The organism is Streptosporangium sp. NPDC005286 (assembly GCF_040607515.1).
GTDB lineage: Bacteria > Actinomycetota > Actinomycetes > Streptosporangiales > Streptosporangiaceae > Streptosporangium.
Genome location: NZ_JBEXGU010000069.1, coordinates 25672 through 43477, shown reverse-complemented (window position 1 = coordinate 43477; position 17806 = coordinate 25672). Strand labels below are relative to the sequence as shown.

The window sequence follows — 17806 nt, the reverse complement described above, 5'->3', positions numbered from 1 at the left end:
ACTGGCACGTTCGCCGCCCCGGCAATTCAAACCCCCCTTCTCAACCGATATAAACCCCCTGCTAATCACCGTCGGGGGGCCGGGTCACCCGGCCACCGGACGGTCATTCGCAGGGCGTGTCGTGCTCTTCCTATGAGGGGTGTGAATGGCCGGGCCGTCGAACGTGCCTGATCGGCGTGGCTCCAGACCGCCGAGACGCCGGATCCCGCTGGCGGCGCCCGCGGTGGCGGGGATCGCCGCGGCCGTGGCCAGCGTCCTGGCGACCTCGCTGGACGTGTGGGAGCTGCCCACCGAGGCCAAGGTGGGCGCCACCGCGGTCGCCGGCCTCCTGGTCGGACTGCTCACCTGGGCGACGACCGGCAGGCAGTCCGAGGAGCAGGGCGCGGCCGCCACGGCGTCGTGGCGCCCGCCGGACCAGTGGCCGCCGGTCTCCGCGCACTTCACCGGCCGTACCGAGTCGCTGGCCGAGCTGCGCGAGGTCTTCGCCGCGCGTCGCCGCTCCAGGGACCACACGGAGAACGCCTCGCCGCTGGTCGTCTCGGTGTACGGCAGGGGCGGGGTGGGCAAGTCCGTGCTCGCCGCCAGGTTCGGCCACGAGATCGCCGGGAGCTTTCCCGACGGCCGCCTCTACGCGGACCTGCGCGGCGAGGTGGAGGCTCCGGTCGGTCCGGAGGAGGTGCTGATCGGGTTCCTGCGCGCACTCGGCGTCCGGCTCACCACCGACCCCGGAGGTCTCGCCGAGCTCCGCACGCTCTGGCTGACCTGGACCAAGGGCAGGCGCATCCTCATCTGCCTGGACAACGCCCACGACGGCGACCAGGTCAAGGACCTGATCCCGGCCGAGCCCGGGTGCGCGGTCCTGATCACCTCCAGGCAGCCGCTGTTCCTGCTCAACACCTACGACAAGCGGCTGTCGGTGTTCAGCGAGGCGCAGGGCGTCGAGCTGCTGGCCCGGCTGGCCGGGGACGACCGGGTCGCCGCCGACCTGGAGTCGGCCCAGGAGATCGTACGGATGTGCGACCACCTGCCGCTGGCCATCAGCATCTGCGGCGGACGCCTGGCCACCCGGGAGAACTGGACGCTGCGCCGGCTCGCCGACCGGCTGCGGGACGAGCGCCGCCGCCTGGACCAGCTTGAGATCGCCCGCAGGCTGGACAAGAGCGTGCGGGCCTCCCTCCAGCTGAGCTACGACGACTGCACCGGCCTGCAGCGCCGCCTGCTGCGCCTGCTCAGCCTGCTGAGCGCTCCCGACGTGCCCGGCTGGGTGGCGGGGGAGCTGCTCGCCACCTCGGAACCCGAGGGCGCCGACCAGCTGGAGGCGCTCATCGACGCCCAGCTCGCCGAGTGCTCGGGTACCGACCTCTCCGGAGTGATGCGCTACCGGCTGCACGACCTCGTCAGGATCTTCGCCCGTGAGCTGGCGTTCTCCGACGATGACGACGGTCACCGCCGGGCCGCCATCGAGCGGGTCCTGTCCGGCTACCGCCGCCGCGCGGAGGCGGCGGCCGTGGCCCGCTGGCCACAGGACTGGGGCCGCAGGGTCAGGCCCGGTGGGCCGGGAGCGGTGACGCAGGCCCAGGTCTCGGCGGCCGACTGGCTCAACGCCGAGCGGCTGACCCTGGTCGCCGTGATCGGCCAGGCCAGGAGCATGGAGATGTGGGAGCTGGCCTGGGGGCTCGGCCGGGCCTTCTGCTCGCTCTGCCACTCGCTGCGGGCCTACTGGTCCGACTGGCGGTCGGTCGCCGAGATCCTGTGCGAGGCCGCGGAGCGGATGGACGACCGGCGGGCGCTGGGCATCGCGCTGCTGGACCGGGCGGCGGTGGCGGGCGGCCAAGGCGGCCATCACAGCGCCGCGGCGGACGCCGAACGGGCTCTGAAGATCTTCACCGATCTCGGCGAGTCCTGGTGGGCGGCGCGGGCGATGCGCACGGTCGGCATGACCCTGTTCAACAACGGCAACCTGGACCGGGGGCAGGGCTACCTGATCGGCGCGGTCACCGCCTTCAAGGGCGAGGAGGACCGCTGGTGGGCGGCCAGGACCCGGCGCAACCTCGCGGAGCTCAGGCTTGCCCAGCACAGGCCCGAGGAGGCGCGCGAACTGCTGGAGGAGGCCCTGGGGGTGTTCGAGCGCGACCGCAACCGCTACTCGGAGGCGCAGACGCTGCGCGCCTACGGAGAGGTGCTCGGCGTGACGGCCAGGGGACTGCACGCCGCGGGTGATCGCCGTGCCGCCGAGGAGGACTTCGCCAGGGCCGGTTTCAGCCTGGACCGGGCGGCCGAGATGTTCCGGCTCCGCGGCGAGCTGTGGGAGGAGGCCAGGTGCCTGCGCGCGGCAGGGGAGGTCGGCAACCCGGCCAACGCGCTCCGCGAGCTCACCTACGTGCGCCGGGCCACCGAGATGCTGACCGCGCTCGGCGACTCGTGGGGCGTCGCCAGGGCCGAGCTGTCGGCGGGACGCGCCCACGGGCGGCTCGGCCGCACGCGAGAGGCGCAGGAGTCGCTGCTGCGGGCGGTGCGCGACTTCGAGGAGCTGGGTGACCGCTGGTGGATGGCCAGGAGCCTGCGCTACCTGGGGGAGGCGTATCTGGAGGCGGGTGAGCGGCAGGCCGCGGTGGACGCCCTGCGCCAGGCCCAGGACATCTACCGCAGCCTCGGCAACCAGGCGGGGATGGGCCGCACCCTGGAACTCCTGCGCCGTGCGGAGGGCTGAGCGTCCCCCTTCACGCCTGGCCGAGAGCGCGGCCAGGGGCCTCAGGGGTCGGCGGTCGTCAGCAGGTGCCTGGCGGCGCCGCGGGCCTCGTCGATGCTCTTGTGGAACAACTCCCTGATCTGCCGGGCCTGCTCGGTCAGGCGTTCCAGGTCGGGGACGGCCAGCGCGTCCTCCGCCGTCTCGGCGACCAGCGCCTCGTACTGCGGGGTCCGTTCGGCGAGCACCTGAAGCTGCCGGTGGGCGAGGTAGAGGCCGTCGGCCTTGCGGACCTGCCCGGCGTACTCCTCCAGCGCGCGGATCCGCCTGGTCAGCGAGCTCTCGGCGGCCTTCAGCGCCCCGACATAGGGGATGAACGCCTCGGCCACCTCCGGCGGGGGCGCGTCCGGTACGAGGCGGCGGTGCTCGGCCCTCAGCTTCGACAACCGCACCAGTTTCGTGGCGATCTGCCAGGTCTGCGCGGGCAACGTCACCGCGTTGTCGATCGTGTCGAGCAGCCCTGCCCGGTTGATCCGGGAGTCGAGCACCGTCTTGGTGGCGTCCTGCGCGCGGCGGAGCAGGTCGCCGCAGTCGGCGTCGAGGTCCTCGGGCAGGATGAACCGGTCGCCGTGCTCCACGGCCAGCCGGACGCGCCGCCGCTCGCGCAGGCTCCGGGGGTCGTCGCTCAGGCTGCGCAGCACGGCGATGAAGATCAGGATGAGGGCGGCAAGTAAGCCGCCCGCACTACTCAGCACCGCCATGAGCAGCAGGAGCCCGGCGATCGCGAACGCCTTGACGAGATCGGGTCTCCTGGCCTCGGGGATGTGTCCCAGCCGGGCCGCGCGCAGCGCCTGCGGGCCGGCGCGCAGGACCGAGGAGATCGATTCGGGCAGAGCCGGATCGATCAGCAGATGCGGGGCGCGTCTCCTCGGATCCACGCGATCTCCTTACGTCGGGACACGGGTGGGCACCTTCACTCTTCCTCATGGAGAAAAATGCGGTGCATTTACGGACGCGGTACATGGACATCGGCAATTACGGAAATAGGTCCTATGTGTTAACTGGCCATACGTAAAGGGGCGTATAAACTTGGCGGCGATGAACGACTTCACGCGTTGGATTGATCTTGAAGGTGCCGTCAACGTACGCGACCTCGGCGGGCTCGCCACGGTGGACGGCGGGACCACACGCTTCGGCCGGATCTACCGGGCCGACAACCTGCAGGGGCTGACCGAGCGGGACATTCAGCTGCTCGTCGCCGACCTGAAACTCCGCAACGTCGTCGACCTGCGCTCGGGTCCCGAGGTGCGCCTGGAGGGGCCGGGGCCGCTCACCGGGGTGCCGGAGGTGAGCATCCACCACCTCACCCTGTTCGCCGAGGGCGGCAGGTACACCGATGTCGAGGCCGACACCATCGAGGGCGACCGGGTGCTGCCCTGGACGGCGCGGGACGAGGAGGACCTCGCCGAGTTGCGGGTGACCGGCTACTACTACGCCTACCTCCGCGACCGTCCCGACTCGGTCCTGGCGGCTCTGCGCGCCATGGCCCGCGACGACGGCGCGGCCCTCGTGCACTGCGCGGCGGGCAAGGACCGCACCGGTGTCGTCAGCGCCCTCGCGCTGGAGGTCGCCGGTGCCACCCGTGAGGCGATCGTCGCCGACTACATCGCCACGGGTGACCGCCTGGAGGGCATCCTGGCCCGGCTGCGTTCCAGCGCCACCTACCGTGACGACCTCGACAACCGCCCGGCCGACGACCACCGTCCGAGGCCCGAGTACATCGAGCAGTTCCTGCACGTCCTGGACAACCGTTTCGGCGGCCCGCTCGAATGGCTCGCCTCGCACGGCTGGAGCGAGAGCGACTCCGGTCTCCTCCGCGCCCGCCTGCGCGACTGAGGACCCTTGTCAGGTCGCGCGACCGGCCCGCGCTTCCAGTACGGAGGCGCGGCGCCCGGACGCGACCGCCTTGAGCGGTGGTGCGTCGTCAGAGGGTGACGACCCGGCGCTCGGCGGCCGAGCGCCGGGCCGCCTCCAGCACGGTGAGAGCCTCGACGACCTCCTCGGGGTCGACCGGTGGTGGAGCGCCCTGGCGCAGACTGGCGGCCACGGCCCGGTAGAACCCGGCGTAGGCGCCGGGTTCGGTGGGGACGACGCGGTTGTCGTCGTCGGTGCCGAGGGTGCCCCACCGCTCCGGAGGCTCCGTACCGAAGCCGGGAGAGGCGGGGGTGAGACCGGCGCGCAACTGCTCCTCCTGCACGTCCAGCCCGTACTTCAGGTAGCCCGCCCGCGAGCCGAGCACCCGGAAGCGGGGGCCGAGCCGGGGGGCGACCGCGCCGGCCCACAGGTGGGAACGGGCCCCGCTCGAGTGGGAGAGGGCGATGAAGGTGTCGTCGTCGGCGTTCACCCCCGGGCGCCGCACGTCCGACTCGGCGTAGACGTCGACGACCGGGCCGAGCAGGCGCAGAGCCTGGTCGGCCAGGTGGCTGCCGAGGTCGTAGAGCAGTCCGGCGACCTCGTCGGTGCCTCCCGTCTCGCGCCAGCCGCCCTTCGGCACCGGTCGCCAGCGCTCGAAGCGCGACTCCAGTCGGGTGATCTCGCCGAGCTCGCCCGCCGAGATCAGCCGCCCGAGCGTCAGGAAGTCGCCGTCCCAGCGCCGGTTCTGGAACACGGTCAACATCAGGCCCCTCGCACGCGCCAGCTCCACCAGGCCGCGCGCCTGTCCGGCGGTCGCGGCCAGCGGCTTGTCCACCACGACCGGCAGGCCGGCCTTCAGGGCGGCCTCCGCCAGCGGAACGTGGGTGCGGTTGGGGGAGGCGATCACGACCAGGTCGACCGGGTCGGCGCCGTCCCACAGGGCGGCGGCGTCGCCGACCACCCGCGCGCCGTACTTCCCCGAGGCCTCGGCGGCCCGGCCGGGATCACCGGTGACCACCGCGGACAGCCGCATGCCGGGGGTCGCGGTGATCAGCGGGGCATGGAAGAACGCCCCCGCCACCCCGTACCCGACGAGGCCGACGCGCAGCTCAGTCACCGCGATGCTCGTCGCGTTCGGCCAGGAACGCCTCGAACTGGGCGGCGAGCTCGTCGCCGGTCGGCATCTCCGTGGACTCGGCCATCAGGCTCTCGCGTTCGGATCCCGCGGCGAACGCGTCGTACTGCTGTTCCAGGCCGGTGATGGCGGTGGACAGCTCCTGGGAGGCCTCGATCTGCTCGGCGATCTCGGCGTCGGTCTTCCCGGCGGCCTCGCGCAGGCCGTCCAGCGGGAACACCAGCCCGGTGTTCTTGGTGACCGCCTCCAGCGCGGTCACCGCGGCCGAGGGGTATTCGGCCTGCGCCAGGTAGTGCGGAACGTGCACGGCGTAGCCGAGGGCGTCGTGCCCCTTGGCGCCGAGCCGGAACTCGATCAGCGCGGTCGCGCTGCCGGGCACCTGGACCTTGCCGAAGGCGCTGGTCTGACCGGCGACGAGCTCGGGCCGGCTGGCGTGTCCGGTGACGCCCAGCGGGCGGGTGTGCGGGACGGCCATCGGGATGCCGTGGAAGGTCACCAGCCTGCCGACACCCAGCCGGGTGACCAGCGTTTCGACGGCAGAGGTGAACAGTTCCCACTCGCGGTCCGGCTCGGGGCCGCTGAGCAGCAGGAACGGTGTGTCCGTGCTGTCCTGGACGAGGCGCAGCGTGATCTCGGGGCTCTCCACGGACACCCAGCGGTCACTGTCGAAGGTCATGGTGGGCCGCCGGGAGCGGTAGTCGAGCAGGCGGTCCACGTCAAAGGTCGCCACGACCCGGTGCTCCAGCTCGTCGAGCAGATGGGTGATGGCGAGCCGTCCGGCGCCACCGGCGTCCACGAACCCGTCGAAGTGGTAGAGCAGCACCGGATCGGTCAGCTCAGGGACGTCTCCGCTGAGCCGGTAGAGATCCGTCGGGTCGAACACCGTTTTCCAGCCTTTCGTCGATCGTCTCTTCAGCTCAACCCACGGGGGGTCCGCTGAATTCCGGATGCCCTCGGCGGTCACAGGCACCCTATCGGGGCACAATGGGTCACATGCAGCCTGACCCTGAGCTTGAGGAGTTCGCAACCCGTCTGTTCGACCTGGCGAGAGCCGGTGAGACGGAGACGCTCCGTGCCTATGCCGAGGCCGGGGTTCCAGCCAACCTCACCAACGACAAGGGTGACACGCTGCTGATGCTCGCCGCCTAACACGGCCACGCCGAAACGGTCCGGGCACTCGCCTCGCTGGGCGCCGACCCGGGCAGGGCCGACGACCGGGAACAGACGCCGCCGGCGGGTGCGGTCTTCGAGAAGGAGCCCGACGTGACCAGGACGCTCCTGCCGGCCGGTGCCGACCCGGATGCCGGAACTCCCTCGGCGACGGGCGCGGCCCGGATGTTCGGCCAGGACGAATACCGGAAATGGGTGGGGCATTAACCTGAAAATTGCGATATCCAGGTGTTTACCGATGTATAGGAAAACTATCGCCCTTCGGCCATCCTGGAGGAGTGGGAACTACTACTACGCGTAGGTCAGGCCTACCACTTCGCGTCCCCCCGTTACCCTGCCCCTTTCCCAGCGAGGTCAGCCCCCATGTCGAAAGGGTCAACGCCGAGACCCTCGACTGGCTGGTGGACACGGGCATCCTGGATGATGCCGAGACCGTGGAGCGCTATCGGCGGGCGAAGTACGGCTGGCTGGGGGCCCGTACGTACCCCTACGCCGAGCACCACACGCTCCGCCTGGTGACCGACTGGTGCGTGTGGCTGTTCGCCTTCGACGACGCCTTCTGCGAGTCGGGCCGCGGCGCAGGCGAGATAACCCGCGCCCTGCCCCGGCTGTTCACCGTCCTCGACGACCTGGAGGCCGGGCAGGAGGTCGACGACGTCTTCGCCAGGACGCTCCTGGAGATCAAGGGCAGGATCGCCAGGTACGGAGACGACGACCAGCTCGACCGCTGGCGCTCCGTTACCAAGGACTACCTCTTCGCCCAGGTGTGGGAGGCCGCCAACTGCGAGGCCGACGTGGTTCCGCAGGTGGACGACTACCTCTTCATGCGGCGGCGCACCGGCGCCATGCTCACGGTCTTCGCCCTCATCGACGTCGCGAGCGGACGCGCCCTCACCCCCGAGGAGTGGCGCCACCCCGACGTCAAGGCGATCACCGAGAGCGCCAACGACGTCGTGGTCTGGGACAACGACCTCATCTCCTACGCCAAGGAGAGCGAGGGCGTCAACTCCCGCAACAACCTGGTGAGCGTGCTCGCCAGGCACCGGGGCTACTCCCGGCAGCAGGCGATGGAGGCGATCGGTGCCATGCGCAACCAGGCCATCGCCGACATGGTGGCGCTGCGCCCCTCCCTTGAGGCGCTCGGCTCCGAGGCGGTGCTCGCCTACGTGCGCGGCCTGGAGTTCTGGATCAGCGGCAGCGTCGACTACTCGCTGACCAGCTCCCGCTACACGACGGCCTGGCAGCAGGGGGGAGAGTCCGCCGGGTGACTCACCCGGAGAGCACCTGACCGTCCTCGTGGTCTCCGAGCGCGAGGACGATCAGCTCCTCCAGGTTCAGCTTCCTGCCCCGGGAGAAGGCCTCCTCGTGTGCCTCGTCGCCGAGGACGCGCCTGCACTCCTTGACGCAGCGGTCGTGCTCGGAGTTGAAGAACGGGGAGCCCATCTGCGGCATCCCGAAGGTCCGCCAGTTGGCCTGACCGCCGCCCATCAGCAGGGAGGCGAGCACCGGCTGGCCGTCCTCCAGCGCCTGCCTGGCGACCACCTCGATCGCCAGGCCGATGCCGAGCACGTCGTGGAAGTAGCGTTTGAGGCGGAGCGCCTCACGGGCGTTCGACGTGGCCTCGGGCGAACGGCCCATCGCCTGGCACACGCTGGCGAGCGCGTAGATGGCGTACGAGCGCAGCCACAGCTCGCCGCGCTGGGTGCAGACCGCGATGCAGTCGCGCAGCAGCACCTCGGCCTCGGCCGGCTCGTTCTGGATGAGCAGCACCATGGACAGCTCGACGATCGAGGGGAGCAGACCCGGGTTGAGCTCCCGCCCGCTCTTGTGGAACTCGATCGCCACGCCCAGCAGCGCGCTCGCCTTCTGCAGGTCGTTCTGGAGGAAGGCGGCGGTGCCGAGCATCTTGGTGGCCAGGATGACCGCGCCCGAGTCGCCGACCCTGACGGCGTCCGAGCTGCACTGCTCCGCGGCCTCGATGGCACCGCTGATGTTGCCCTGCGCGCTGTTGATGTAGGACAGCACCCAGAGCGCCTTGCACCGCTCGGCGCTCGGCTGGCGAGCCAGCTCCAGGGTCTTCTCCAGATAGAGCCTGCCCTCGCGGGCCAGCCCGCAGGCGACCCACATGAACCACAGGGAGGACAGCAGCTTCAGCCCGGACTGTACCTCGCCGGGAGTGCGCAGGCAGTAGTCGAGCGCGACGCGGATGTTGTCGTGCTCGTGGCGCATCCTGACGTACCAGTAGACCTGGCGGGCGCCCGACCAGGCGTCCTCGCTCCTTGAGGCCAGCTGCAGGTAGTAGTCGCGGTGCTTCTCCCTGATCCGGTCGCGCTCACCGAGCTTGTCCAGCCACTCCTCGCCGTACTGCCGCAGGGTGTCGATCAGCTGGTAGCGGTGCCCGGACGGCGTGCCGTCGCTCAGCAGGATCGACTTCTCCACCAGGCTGGAGATGAGATCCATGATGTCCTCTGAGGGGAGACTGTCCCCTGAGCAGACGTAGCGGGCGGCATCGAGCTCGAAGTCTCCCGCGAAGACCGACAGCCGTGCCCACAGGAGCCGCTCGGCCGGCTCGCACAGCTCGTGGCTCCAGCCGATCGCGGCCCGCAGCGTCTGGTGCCTGGGCAGCGCGGTGCGGCTGGCCCCCGCGAGCAGGCTGAACCGGTCGGCCAGCAGGCCGAGGATCTGCTCCACGGAGAGCGCGCGCATCCGGACCGCGGCCAGCTCGATGGCGAGCGGGATGCCGTCGAGACGGCGGCAGAGCTCGGCCACCGGGCCGATGTTGCCCTCGTCCAGCATGAAGTTGGGCACCACCGCACCGGCCCGCGCGACGAAGAGCTGAACCGCCTCGTTGGTGAAGACGTCCTCGCCCGGGGAGTCGCCGGGGACGGTCAGCGGCGGGATGGTGACCGTGTGCTCGCCCTTGGCGTTCAGCGACTGGCGGCTGGTCGCCAGGATGGTCAGGCCCTTGGCGCTGCGGAGCAGGTCCTCGAAGAGCGCGGCGCACGCGTCGACCAGGTGCTCGCAGGTGTCGATGATCAGGAGGATCTCGCGGTCGCCCAGCCACTCGATCAGCGTCTCGTCCGCCGAGCGGGCGGACTGGTCGGCGATCCCGAGGGCCGAGGTGATCGTGTGGCGCACCATCCCCGAGTCCTGGAGGCGGGCCAGGTCGGCGAACCAGACGCCGTCCTTGAACTGGCTGCGCATCAGATGCGCGATCCGCAGGGCGGTGCGTGACTTGCCGACCCCTCCGATGCCGGTCACCGTGACCAGGCGGTGCTCGCTCAACCGCTGCCTGAGCGTGGTGAGCAACCTGGTGCGCCCAACGAAGCTGGTCAGCTCGTTGGGGAGATTGCCGTCTCGCCGCCATCCTGCTGGCGTTGTCATGGCGCCTCACGGGGGTTGCGGAAACCTGCCCTCGCATCGTACCCGCTGGGCTTTCACCTGTCCCCGTCGTCGCCAAGCCCCGCCCGCCTTCTCCGCGAAGAGACAGGCCCGGCCTGTCTTCTTCGCGGAGCGAGAAGACAGGCCGGGCGGATGGCTAGCATGGGCACGTGACAGTGCTCGAACCCGATGACCTGCGTCCCGTCGACCTCGCCGACGACGGCCTGCCGGTCCTACCCGACCAGACCGCCGACGACACCGACGTCGGCTGGAGCGAGTGGCGCGAGGCCGACGACGACGCCCGCCTGATCGAGGAGCGCCCCCCGCACTGGGGCTAGGAGACCACGTCCTTGCTCCGGAAGCGGCGGAAGGCGAACGCGATCAGGATCGCCGAGTAGGTGACCGCGACGGCCACCCCCTTGAGCATGCCCTCGTACGAGGGCTGGGGCGCCAGGGCGTCCAGCCACGCGTTGTTCCAGAAGGTCGGCAGGAACTCCCTGAGCGAGCCGAGCGCCTCGACCGCCTGCAGGATGTTACTGACGATCACCAGGCCGACCGCGCCGCCGACCGCGCCCAGCGGGGAGTCGGTGCTGACGGAGAGCAGGAAGGCCAGGGCCGCGACCACGAACTGGCTGACCAGGGCGTAGCCGATCACCACGCCGAACCGGGGCAGCACGTCCAGCGCGGCGATCGTCTCGCCGGTCCCCGGCACCCGGACGTCGTTCCAGCCGAAGGCGAGGGTGCCGGCCAGCAACGCCATCACCGGCAGGCAGACCACCGCCGCCGCCGAGTAGCCCATCGCGACGACCAGCTTCTGACGCAGCAGCCGGTCGCGCGGGATCGGGGAGGCCAGCAGGTAGCGCAGCGACGACCAGCTGGCCTCGCTGGCCACGCTGTCGCCGCAGAACAGTGCCACCGCGACCACCAGCAGGAAGCTCGCGGACACCGACAGGGCGAACGCGGCGAAGTTCAGGCCGCCCTCGACGGCCAGGTCGGAGATGCGCAGCGAGGTGCCGGGCTGCCCCGACCCGGCGCCGACCTTGAAGGCGATCACCAGGATCCACGGCAGCGCGAGCAGCAGGCCGAACATCACCAGCGTGCGGCGCCGCTTGAACTGGCGGACGATCTCCACGGCGAGCGGCAACGTGCGGCCCGGCGCGTACCCGCGCGCCGAGCCGTTTCGCGAGAGGCCGCCCGGAGAGCCGGTCGGGGTGGTGAGGGCGGCGTTGGAGTCGCTCATGCCTTGTTTCCGATCAGGTCCAGGAAGACGTCCTCCAGGCGGGTGCCCGAGCCGTTGACCGGGGTACGGCTGGCCAGCAGCTCGCTCACGGTCCCGGCGGTGACCAGGCGCCCGCGGTGCATGACCACCGCGTGGCTGCAGGTCTGCTCGACCTCCGACAGCAGGTGGCTGGAGACGATGACGGTGCGGCCCTGATCCGCGTAGCGGATCAGGACCTCGCGCATCTCGCGGATCTGGGGCGGGTCGAGCCCGTTGGTGGGCTCGTCCAGTACCAGCAGATCGGGCAGGCCGAGCATGGCCTGGGCGATGGCCAGGCGCTGGCGCATGCCCTGGGAGTAGGTGCGGACGGCGCGGTCCAGGGCCTTGCCGAGCCCGGCGATCTCCAGGGCCTCGGCGAACCTGGCGTCCTCGGCGGGCCGCCCGGTCGCCTTCCAGTACAGCTCCAGGTTCTCGCGGCCGTTGAGATGCGGCAGGAAACCCGGGCCCTCGACGAACGAGCCGAGCCTGGACAGGACCGGGGCGCCGGGCACGACCCGGTGACCGAAGATCCGGATCTCGCCGCCGTCGGGCCGGATCAGGCCCATCAGCATGCGCAGGGTGGTGGTCTTGCCCGCCCCGTTGGGGCCGAGCAGGCCGAGCACCTGGCCGTGCTCCACGGTGAACGACAGGTCGTCCACCGCGCGCTCGCCGTTCCGGTACGCCTTGGTCAGCCCACTGATCCGCAGCGGTACGGAGTCCAGTTCGGGATCGTGCTCGTCGGTGGTGCGGCGGCGCCCGGCGAGCAGCAGGACGGCCGCGACGACGAGGGATGCCAGCGGCAGCGCCCAGATCCACCAGGCGGGGCTGGTCGAGGGGGTGCGCAGGGCGGCGTGGGTGGGGACGGTCACGGCCGGCGAGGCCAGGGCGACCCGGTGGACGGCCGGGGCCGCCGGGGTGCTGTAGGCCAGGTCGGTGGTGGTGAACGCGACCCGCAGCCGGTGTCCGACGTCGAATCTGTGGTCGATGGCGGGCAGGGTCACCGTGGCCTCGCCCGAGCCGCCCGCACCGATCGCGATCCTGAGCGGGGCGACGAGCCCCTCGGGCAGGACCGGCGCCTGGGTCGCGCCCGCGACGTCGTAGAGCTTGGCGAACAGGGTGACCTCGCCCGCCGGGCTCTTCGCCCCGTCGCTCCCGGTCCGCGCGTCGGGCGCGGGTTCCGAGGTCACCCGGACCCGTACCGTCGAGCTGCCGGTGACCTGGAGCGGGGCGGTCAGCGGGGCGGAGTCGAAGGTGGCGCTCTGCCCCGCCATGTCGATGGACAGGTTCACGCCCGAGCCACCGCCGAGGCTGCCGAAGCCGGGCACCGCGGAGATCGAGGAGGGAGAGCCGCCGGGCGGGCCGGCCACCGGCTGTTCGGGGCCGCTGAGCGGTACGGAGGTCTGGCCGCTGCCCGACAGTCCGGGGTAGCCGTCGGCCGTGGCGTGCAGCTGGACCGGGCGGCGGGTGCCGGGGTCGCGGCCGCCGTCGCGGGTGACCGTGAAGGCGCCGCCGGCCTGAGCCGCGTCGCCGGTCTCCTTCAGGTAGCGGTCGAACCAGCCGAGCGTTCTTTCGTGCAGCCAGTCGACCTCGCCGTTGCCGCCGTCGTGGCCGCCGTCGAACCAGGCGACCTGCACCGGGGCGCCGGTGGCGGCGATGGCCTTGGCGTTGGCGTCCGCGTGGCCCAGCGGGAACAGCGAGTCGCGCTGTCCCTGCAGCAGCAGCGTCGGAATCCTGATCTTCCCGGGCACCGAGATCGGGCTCGACCTGCGCAGCGTCTCCACCGCGCTCGCCGTCGCCCGGCCGCTCTGGGCCACCTGCTGGTACATGTCGCAGATCTCCGGCAGGAACCGGCCGCAGCGCACCTCCTCGGCGGTGAGCGGCCGCTCCTCGCCTTCGTCGTCCCCCCGGCCGGGGCCGGGGACGGCCGGTGCGGGGCCGCCCCTGCTGAAGAAGAGCCCGGCCCACATGCGCTTGAACACCCCGTTCTGGGGCCCCTGCCCGGTGGCGTCGGGGAACAGCGCGTCGGCCAGGTCGTACCAGGTGATCTGCGGGACGATCGCGTCGATCCTGGGGTCGTGGGCGGCGGCCATCAGCGCGATGGCCCCGCCGTACGAGCCGCCCGCGATGCCCACCCGCGGGTCGCCCGCCGCGTCGAGCCGGACCTCGGGCCGCTTCGCGACCCAGTCGACCAGCTGGCGCACGTCCTTGACCTCGTAGTCGGGGGAGTTCAGCGCGATCTGCCCCGAGGAGCGGCCGAAGCCCCGCGCCGACCAGGTCAGCACGGCGTAACCGTCCTGGGCCAGCCGCACCGCGGCGTCCCTGACGCTCTGCTTGCTGCCGCCGAAGCCGTGCGCGAGCAGCACCGCCGGAGCCCTGCCGCCTCCGGCGGGAGGGAAGAAACTCGCGTCCAGCGTGACCCGCTGGTCGTCGCCCGGCCCGTCGAGCACTGTGATCATCTGCTCCTGGGCCCGTACGTCCGGTGCGGACGGCCAGACCAGCCAGGCCACGACGCCGACGGCCAGCACGGTGACCACCGCGATCCAGGTGGCCGACCTTGCCCCACGTTTCACCAGTTCTCCTTGAGCGTGGGAATCCCCTCCCTTCGAAAGAGGGAGGGATGTCACGGCGTGAGCTTACTGATCCAAGCTGAGATGCTCCTGAGACGACTCTCAGGAGCGTCCCCGCCGGTCATCCGAGCAAGGATGATCACCTGTGCCGGAAGGGTGACGGTCGCCCCGATGGCTCGGGGATGTCCCTGATTGCGGACTGAGGTGGAGGGCGGCATCATTTCGACACGTGAAGCCAGTAGAAAGCCTCCGAAGAAGAGCCACTCCGGTCATCGAGTGGGCTCTGCCGTATTGGACGCGAGGAAAGGCCGGCAGGGAGACCCCGGAGGACCTGTTCAGGCTCCTCTACTTCGGGTGGCTGGTGGCTTTCTCCTTCAAGGTGCTCGGGGCGTCCTGGGACGTCTCCTGGCACTTCAAGTGGCTCCGTGACGACCTGGCCCCGCCGCACCTGCTCAACAGTGTCGGCACCGCCATCGCTCTCGCGCTCACGATCATCCACATCTACACCGGTTACGGCGTCGACAAGCTCGCGCAGCGCCTCATCACCTGGGGCACGGCGGTCTTCCTGATCGCGGTACCGCTCGACCTGATCAACCACCGGGTCAACGGGCTCGACATCACCTCGTGGAGCCCGTCCCACCTGATGCTCTACATCGGCACGCTCTTCATGGTCTGCGGCGTCCTCTGGGGCTGGTTCATCCGGGCGGTTCCCGGCCGGACGCGCACGCTGGTCCTCGGCGGGCTCTTCGTCTTCCTCTTCGAGAACGTCTGGTTCCCGGAACAGCACCAGGAGTACGGGGTCTACGGCCTCGCCGCCTGGGACAGGGGCGAGCCGGACGCGGAACCGATCCTGATCAGGTTCGCCGCCGACCAGATCGGCCTGCCGGTGGACGACAGGGCGGTGGCGCTCCACTTCACGCTGCCCGTGCCCGACCAGCTCTACCCGCTCTACGCCGTGATCGCCGCCATGCTGGTGGCCGTCTGCGCCCGGGCGATGATCGGCCGGATGTTCTCCGCCACCGCGGTGGTCGGCGCCTACGTGGCCTTCCGCGCCCTGATCTGGCCCCTGCTCGCGGTCGCCGACTTCCCGCACTCGGCGGTGCCGGTCTTCCTGATCGCCGGGGCGCTCGCCGTCGACCTGGCGTTCCTGATCAGGATGCCCGTGGTCAGGGCGCTGGTCGGCGCACTCGGCGTCACCCTCGTCGTCGACCAGGCGCTCCGCTTCCAGCACGAGATGCTCATGGCGCCCCCGCTGGTGCCCCCCGCGACCATGCTGATCGGGGGAGCGGGACTCGCCGTCCTGTGGCTGGCGGCCGAATGGGCGTGCGGCCGCTACACGCTCCGGGCTCAGGACAGGGAGGCCGTGGTCAGCGCCACCGCCACCCCGTAGGCGAGCCCCATCACGGTGATCTCGGCCGCCGCCCACGCGACGACCGCCGTCGCCCGCCGCTCCGCGATGTGCGGCAGCAGGCGGAAGCGGATGTGGGCGGCGAACGGGATCAGCAGCGCCACGCAGGCGACCTTGGCCACCACCAGCGGGCCGTACTCACCGCTCAGCAGCGCCCCCGGCAGTTCCACCCCGGGGGTGAGGGCCATCGTGGCGAGCCCGTTCACCAGCCCGGAGACGCTGACCAGGACCAGCGCCAGGGTGGCCAGCCTGGAGAACTTCGGCAGCACCCGCGCCAGCAGCTCCCGGTCCGCGGCGACCAGCAGGATGATCGTGAGCAGGCCACCGGTCCAGGCCGCCGCGCCCATCACGTGCAGCTCCATTGAGATCATGATGGGGTCGTGCCAGACCGAGTCGACGGCGTGGCCGGTGACCGGGATCGGCAGTAGCCCGAAGAAGGCGATCACGATCCGCAGCTCGGCGGGGACCTTCTCGCCGTACCGCACGGCCAGCAGCCCGATCCCGGCGTAGGAGAGCGCGCAGGCCGCGGTGAAGAGCATGCCCTGACCGGCGCCGACGCCGTCGACGTACTCGGCGATCATCGACGGGGTGGGGATCAGCCCGGGGTTCAGCTCGGCCGTCTGGAAGACGATGACGACCAGTGCCAGCAGCGCCCACGCCCAGGCGAAGGTCACGGCCATCGGCCGCGCCCGGCGCATCACCGGTTCGGTCCGCTCGGGGTCGTCGAACCCGAGCATCTTCGGCAGCAGGCTCAGCCCGACCACCGCCACCGTCGCCAGGTCCAGCAGCACCCGCAGCACCGGCAGGCCGTACTCCACCAGCGGCCCGGGGATGACGATTCCCGGCACCGCCTCCTGCGCGGTGAACGCGGTCGCGGCCAGCACGGCCAGCACGGCACCCGACACGAACCCGCCGGCCACCAGCCTCCTGGCGGTGCCGGCCTCGGGGACCCGCTCGGTGGTCACGGTCATCTCGCGCCCCCCTCCTTCGTACGGCGCATCGCCACGACGGTGGCCCCGCCGAGCAGGACGATGGAGGCGGCGATCCACAGCACCGCCATCCCGGCCCCGCCGTTCTGCGCGGCCTCGGCGGCCTGGGCGCCCAGGTCGGGGCCCTGGGCCGCGGCGGCCGAGGCCGTCGGTGCCGGGTTCGTGGGTGCCGGGTCCGCAGGCGCCTGCTCGGTACCGGCCTGCTCCGAGGAGGCCGGGCCGGGTGCCGTCAGGGTGAAGGTGATCTTGCTGGAGACCGGGTGGCCGTCGGCGGAGAGGATCCGGTAGCCCACCACGTACTCCCCGGCGGGGCCGAGGGCCTTCACGCGGACGCTGGCCTTCGCCCTGTCGACCGCCGTCTTGCCGTCCTCCCACCGCGTGCCGTCGGGACCGGTCACGCTGATCTGCGCGAAGCCCTGCCGGACAGGCTGGTCGAAGGTGAGCGTGATCGTCTCGGGTCCGGTGGCCAGCTCGGCACCGTTCTTGGGGTCGCTGTCGATCAGCACGTTGTGGGCCTGCGCCGGGGTGACCGCGCCGAGCAGCGCGGCACACGCGAGCAACAGGACCGTGAGTAGCCGCCTCACCGATCATGGCCTTCCGTTGGGTGCTTCATGACCTCGACATGTTCCCACCTTCACCTCGCGCTGGGGAATCGCGCCCGGCGGCAGGGGCGGCCGGGGCGTCGGACGTCGCCGTTTCCCGGGGGCCCGGTAACAATGAGGAAATTTCCAAAGCAACAGTGGCTCATGAGTCAGCTGGGTGACCGGGTGGCGGGGGGCGAACTCGACCAGGTACGGCTTGACATCCAGGACGGGCGAGCCTGCCAGTGCGTCCAGGTCGACGGCGCCCCCCACCTGCGCTGACGTCCTGCTCGAGGCGTTCACGACCTCGAGCGGGACGGAGGGTCAGAAGGGGTAAGGGCCGAAGCGGCCCCAGGCGATGACAGCGGCCGGCGCGAGCAGTACCACGTTGACGGCGATGGCCGACGGCTCTTTACGGCGGGCGTGGGTGGCTGCGGCGCCGAGCATGGTGATGGCCAGGCCGATGGCGGCCAGCGGGGTGAGGATCGGGGCGATGCCGGTGACGGCGGGCAGGAGCAGGCCGAGGGCGCCGAGAAGTTCGACCATGCCGATCAGGCGGATCTGGGTGGGGGTGAAGTCCTCCACCCAGGGCAGCATGGGGCGCAGTTTCTCCCTGGGCCGGCCGGCATGCATGACCCCGGCCAGGCCGAAGACGGCGGCCAGGAGGGCCTGCAGAATCCACAGGAACACGTTCACGTCGGTTGCTCTCTTTCTTTC

Annotated in this window: 15 protein-coding genes; 6 read left to right on the top strand and 9 right to left on the bottom strand. The window is 71.2% G+C overall.

Annotation, left to right across the window (positions count from 1 at the left end; genetic code table 11):
- Nucleotides 1-145 precede the first annotated feature (145 nt).
- Entirely contained in the window at nucleotides 146-2710 is a 2565-nt protein-coding gene (locus ABZU75_RS24305; RefSeq protein ID WP_355558310.1) for a tetratricopeptide repeat protein, read from the top strand.
- A 41-nt stretch (nucleotides 2711-2751) separates the two neighbouring features.
- Here ABZU75_RS24305 and ABZU75_RS24300 read toward each other — a convergent pair whose 3' ends face one another.
- Nucleotides 2752-3624 (bottom strand): hypothetical protein, encoded by an 873-nt coding sequence (locus ABZU75_RS24300; RefSeq protein ID WP_355558308.1) that lies wholly within the window; start codon nucleotides 3622-3624, stop codon nucleotides 2752-2754.
- Nucleotides 3625-3784: 160 nt separating this feature from the next.
- On the opposite strand from ABZU75_RS24300, the gene ABZU75_RS24295 reads away from it, so the two are divergent.
- Nucleotides 3785-4582 carry a tyrosine-protein phosphatase gene (locus ABZU75_RS24295; protein WP_355558305.1) on the top strand — a complete coding sequence of 266 codons (798 nt, stop codon included), beginning with the start codon at nucleotides 3785-3787 and terminating at the stop codon, nucleotides 4580-4582.
- A gap of 88 nt (nucleotides 4583-4670) precedes the next feature.
- On the opposite strand, the gene ABZU75_RS24290 is transcribed toward ABZU75_RS24295, so the two are convergent.
- Nucleotides 4671-5717, bottom strand: a complete 1047-nt coding sequence (locus ABZU75_RS24290) for a Gfo/Idh/MocA family oxidoreductase (protein ID WP_355558302.1) — start codon at nucleotides 5715-5717, stop codon at nucleotides 4671-4673.
- Complete coding sequence (locus tag ABZU75_RS24285; protein ID WP_350923598.1) at nucleotides 5710-6618, bottom strand: PAC2 family protein; 909 nt, start codon at nucleotides 6616-6618, stop codon at nucleotides 5710-5712. Before ABZU75_RS24285 ends, ABZU75_RS24290 begins: the two co-directional genes overlap by 8 nt.
- 110 nt (nucleotides 6619-6728) lie before the next feature.
- Here ABZU75_RS24285 and ABZU75_RS24280 point away from each other — a divergent pair, with 110 nt between their 5' ends.
- Entirely contained in the window at nucleotides 6729-6884 is a 156-nt protein-coding gene (locus tag ABZU75_RS24280; RefSeq protein ID WP_355558299.1) for a hypothetical protein, read from the top strand.
- A 299-nt stretch (nucleotides 6885-7183) separates the two neighbouring features.
- Nucleotides 7184-8173, top strand: coding sequence for a 4-epi-cubebol synthase (locus ABZU75_RS24275; RefSeq protein WP_355558296.1), 990 nt, complete (start codon nucleotides 7184-7186; stop codon nucleotides 8171-8173).
- Between the two features lies 1 nt (nucleotide 8174).
- Here the strand turns inward: ABZU75_RS24275 and ABZU75_RS24270 are convergent, their stop codons facing one another.
- Complete coding sequence (locus ABZU75_RS24270; RefSeq protein WP_355558293.1) at nucleotides 8175-10289, bottom strand: AAA family ATPase; 2115 nt, start codon at nucleotides 10287-10289, stop codon at nucleotides 8175-8177.
- A gap of 167 nt (nucleotides 10290-10456) precedes the next feature.
- Between ABZU75_RS24270 and ABZU75_RS24265 the strand changes: the two genes are divergently transcribed.
- A complete protein-coding gene (locus ABZU75_RS24265) occupies nucleotides 10457-10624 on the top strand; it encodes a hypothetical protein (protein ID WP_355558313.1) in 168 nt (55 codons plus the stop codon).
- Here the strand turns inward: ABZU75_RS24265 and ABZU75_RS24260 are convergent.
- Together ABZU75_RS24260 and ABZU75_RS24255 are read right to left on the bottom strand one after the other, a co-directional pair.
- Nucleotides 10621-11526 carry an ABC transporter permease subunit gene (locus ABZU75_RS24260; RefSeq protein WP_355558290.1) on the bottom strand — a complete coding sequence of 302 codons (906 nt, stop codon included), beginning with the start codon at nucleotides 11524-11526 and terminating at the stop codon, nucleotides 10621-10623. The two genes, ABZU75_RS24265 and ABZU75_RS24260, sit on opposite strands and share 4 nt — an antisense overlap.
- A complete protein-coding gene (locus ABZU75_RS24255) occupies nucleotides 11523-14114 on the bottom strand; it encodes an alpha/beta fold hydrolase (RefSeq protein ID WP_355558287.1) in 2592 nt (863 codons plus the stop codon). Before ABZU75_RS24255 ends, ABZU75_RS24260 begins: the two co-directional genes overlap by 4 nt.
- A gap of 226 nt (nucleotides 14115-14340) precedes the next feature.
- Between ABZU75_RS24255 and ABZU75_RS24250 the strand changes: the two genes are divergently transcribed.
- The gene (locus ABZU75_RS24250) at nucleotides 14341-15501 is read left to right on the top strand and encodes a hypothetical protein (protein WP_355558284.1); all 1161 of its coding nucleotides are present in this window, start codon (nucleotides 14341-14343) and stop codon (nucleotides 15499-15501) included.
- Here the strand turns inward: ABZU75_RS24250 and ABZU75_RS24245 are convergent.
- From ABZU75_RS24245 to ABZU75_RS24235, 3 genes are all read right to left on the bottom strand, one after another.
- The gene (locus tag ABZU75_RS24245) at nucleotides 15459-16490 is read right to left on the bottom strand and encodes a CopD family protein (protein WP_355558281.1); all 1032 of its coding nucleotides are present in this window, start codon (nucleotides 16488-16490) and stop codon (nucleotides 15459-15461) included. The two genes, ABZU75_RS24250 and ABZU75_RS24245, sit on opposite strands and share 43 nt — an antisense overlap.
- Nucleotides 16487-17092: a copper resistance CopC family protein gene (locus ABZU75_RS24240; RefSeq protein WP_355558278.1), complete on the bottom strand. Its 606-nt coding sequence runs from the start codon at nucleotides 17090-17092 to the stop codon at nucleotides 16487-16489. Before ABZU75_RS24240 ends, ABZU75_RS24245 begins: the two co-directional genes overlap by 4 nt.
- 321 nt (nucleotides 17093-17413) lie before the next feature.
- Nucleotides 17414-17785: a DoxX family protein gene (locus ABZU75_RS24235; protein WP_355558275.1), complete on the bottom strand. Its 372-nt coding sequence runs from the start codon at nucleotides 17783-17785 to the stop codon at nucleotides 17414-17416.
- Between the last annotated feature and the right edge of the window lie 21 nt (nucleotides 17786-17806).

Bases quoted from the DNA above. Each gene is read 5' to 3' on its own strand.
- ABZU75_RS24305 (WP_355558310.1), top strand. From the start codon at position 146: ATGGCCGGGCCGTCGAACGTGCCTGATCGGCGTGGCTCCAGACCGCCG.
- ABZU75_RS24295 (WP_355558305.1), top strand. From the start codon at position 3,785: ATGAACGACTTCACGCGTTGGATTGATCTTGAAGGTGCCGTCAACGTA.
- ABZU75_RS24280 (WP_355558299.1), top strand. From the start codon at position 6,729: ATGCAGCCTGACCCTGAGCTTGAGGAGTTCGCAACCCGTCTGTTCGAC.
- ABZU75_RS24270 (WP_355558293.1), bottom strand. From the start codon at position 10,289: ATGACAACGCCAGCAGGATGGCGGCGAGACGGCAATCTCCCCAACGAG.
- ABZU75_RS24260 (WP_355558290.1), bottom strand. From the start codon at position 11,526: ATGAGCGACTCCAACGCCGCCCTCACCACCCCGACCGGCTCTCCGGGC.
- ABZU75_RS24245 (WP_355558281.1), bottom strand. From the start codon at position 16,490: ATGACCGTGACCACCGAGCGGGTCCCCGAGGCCGGCACCGCCAGGAGG.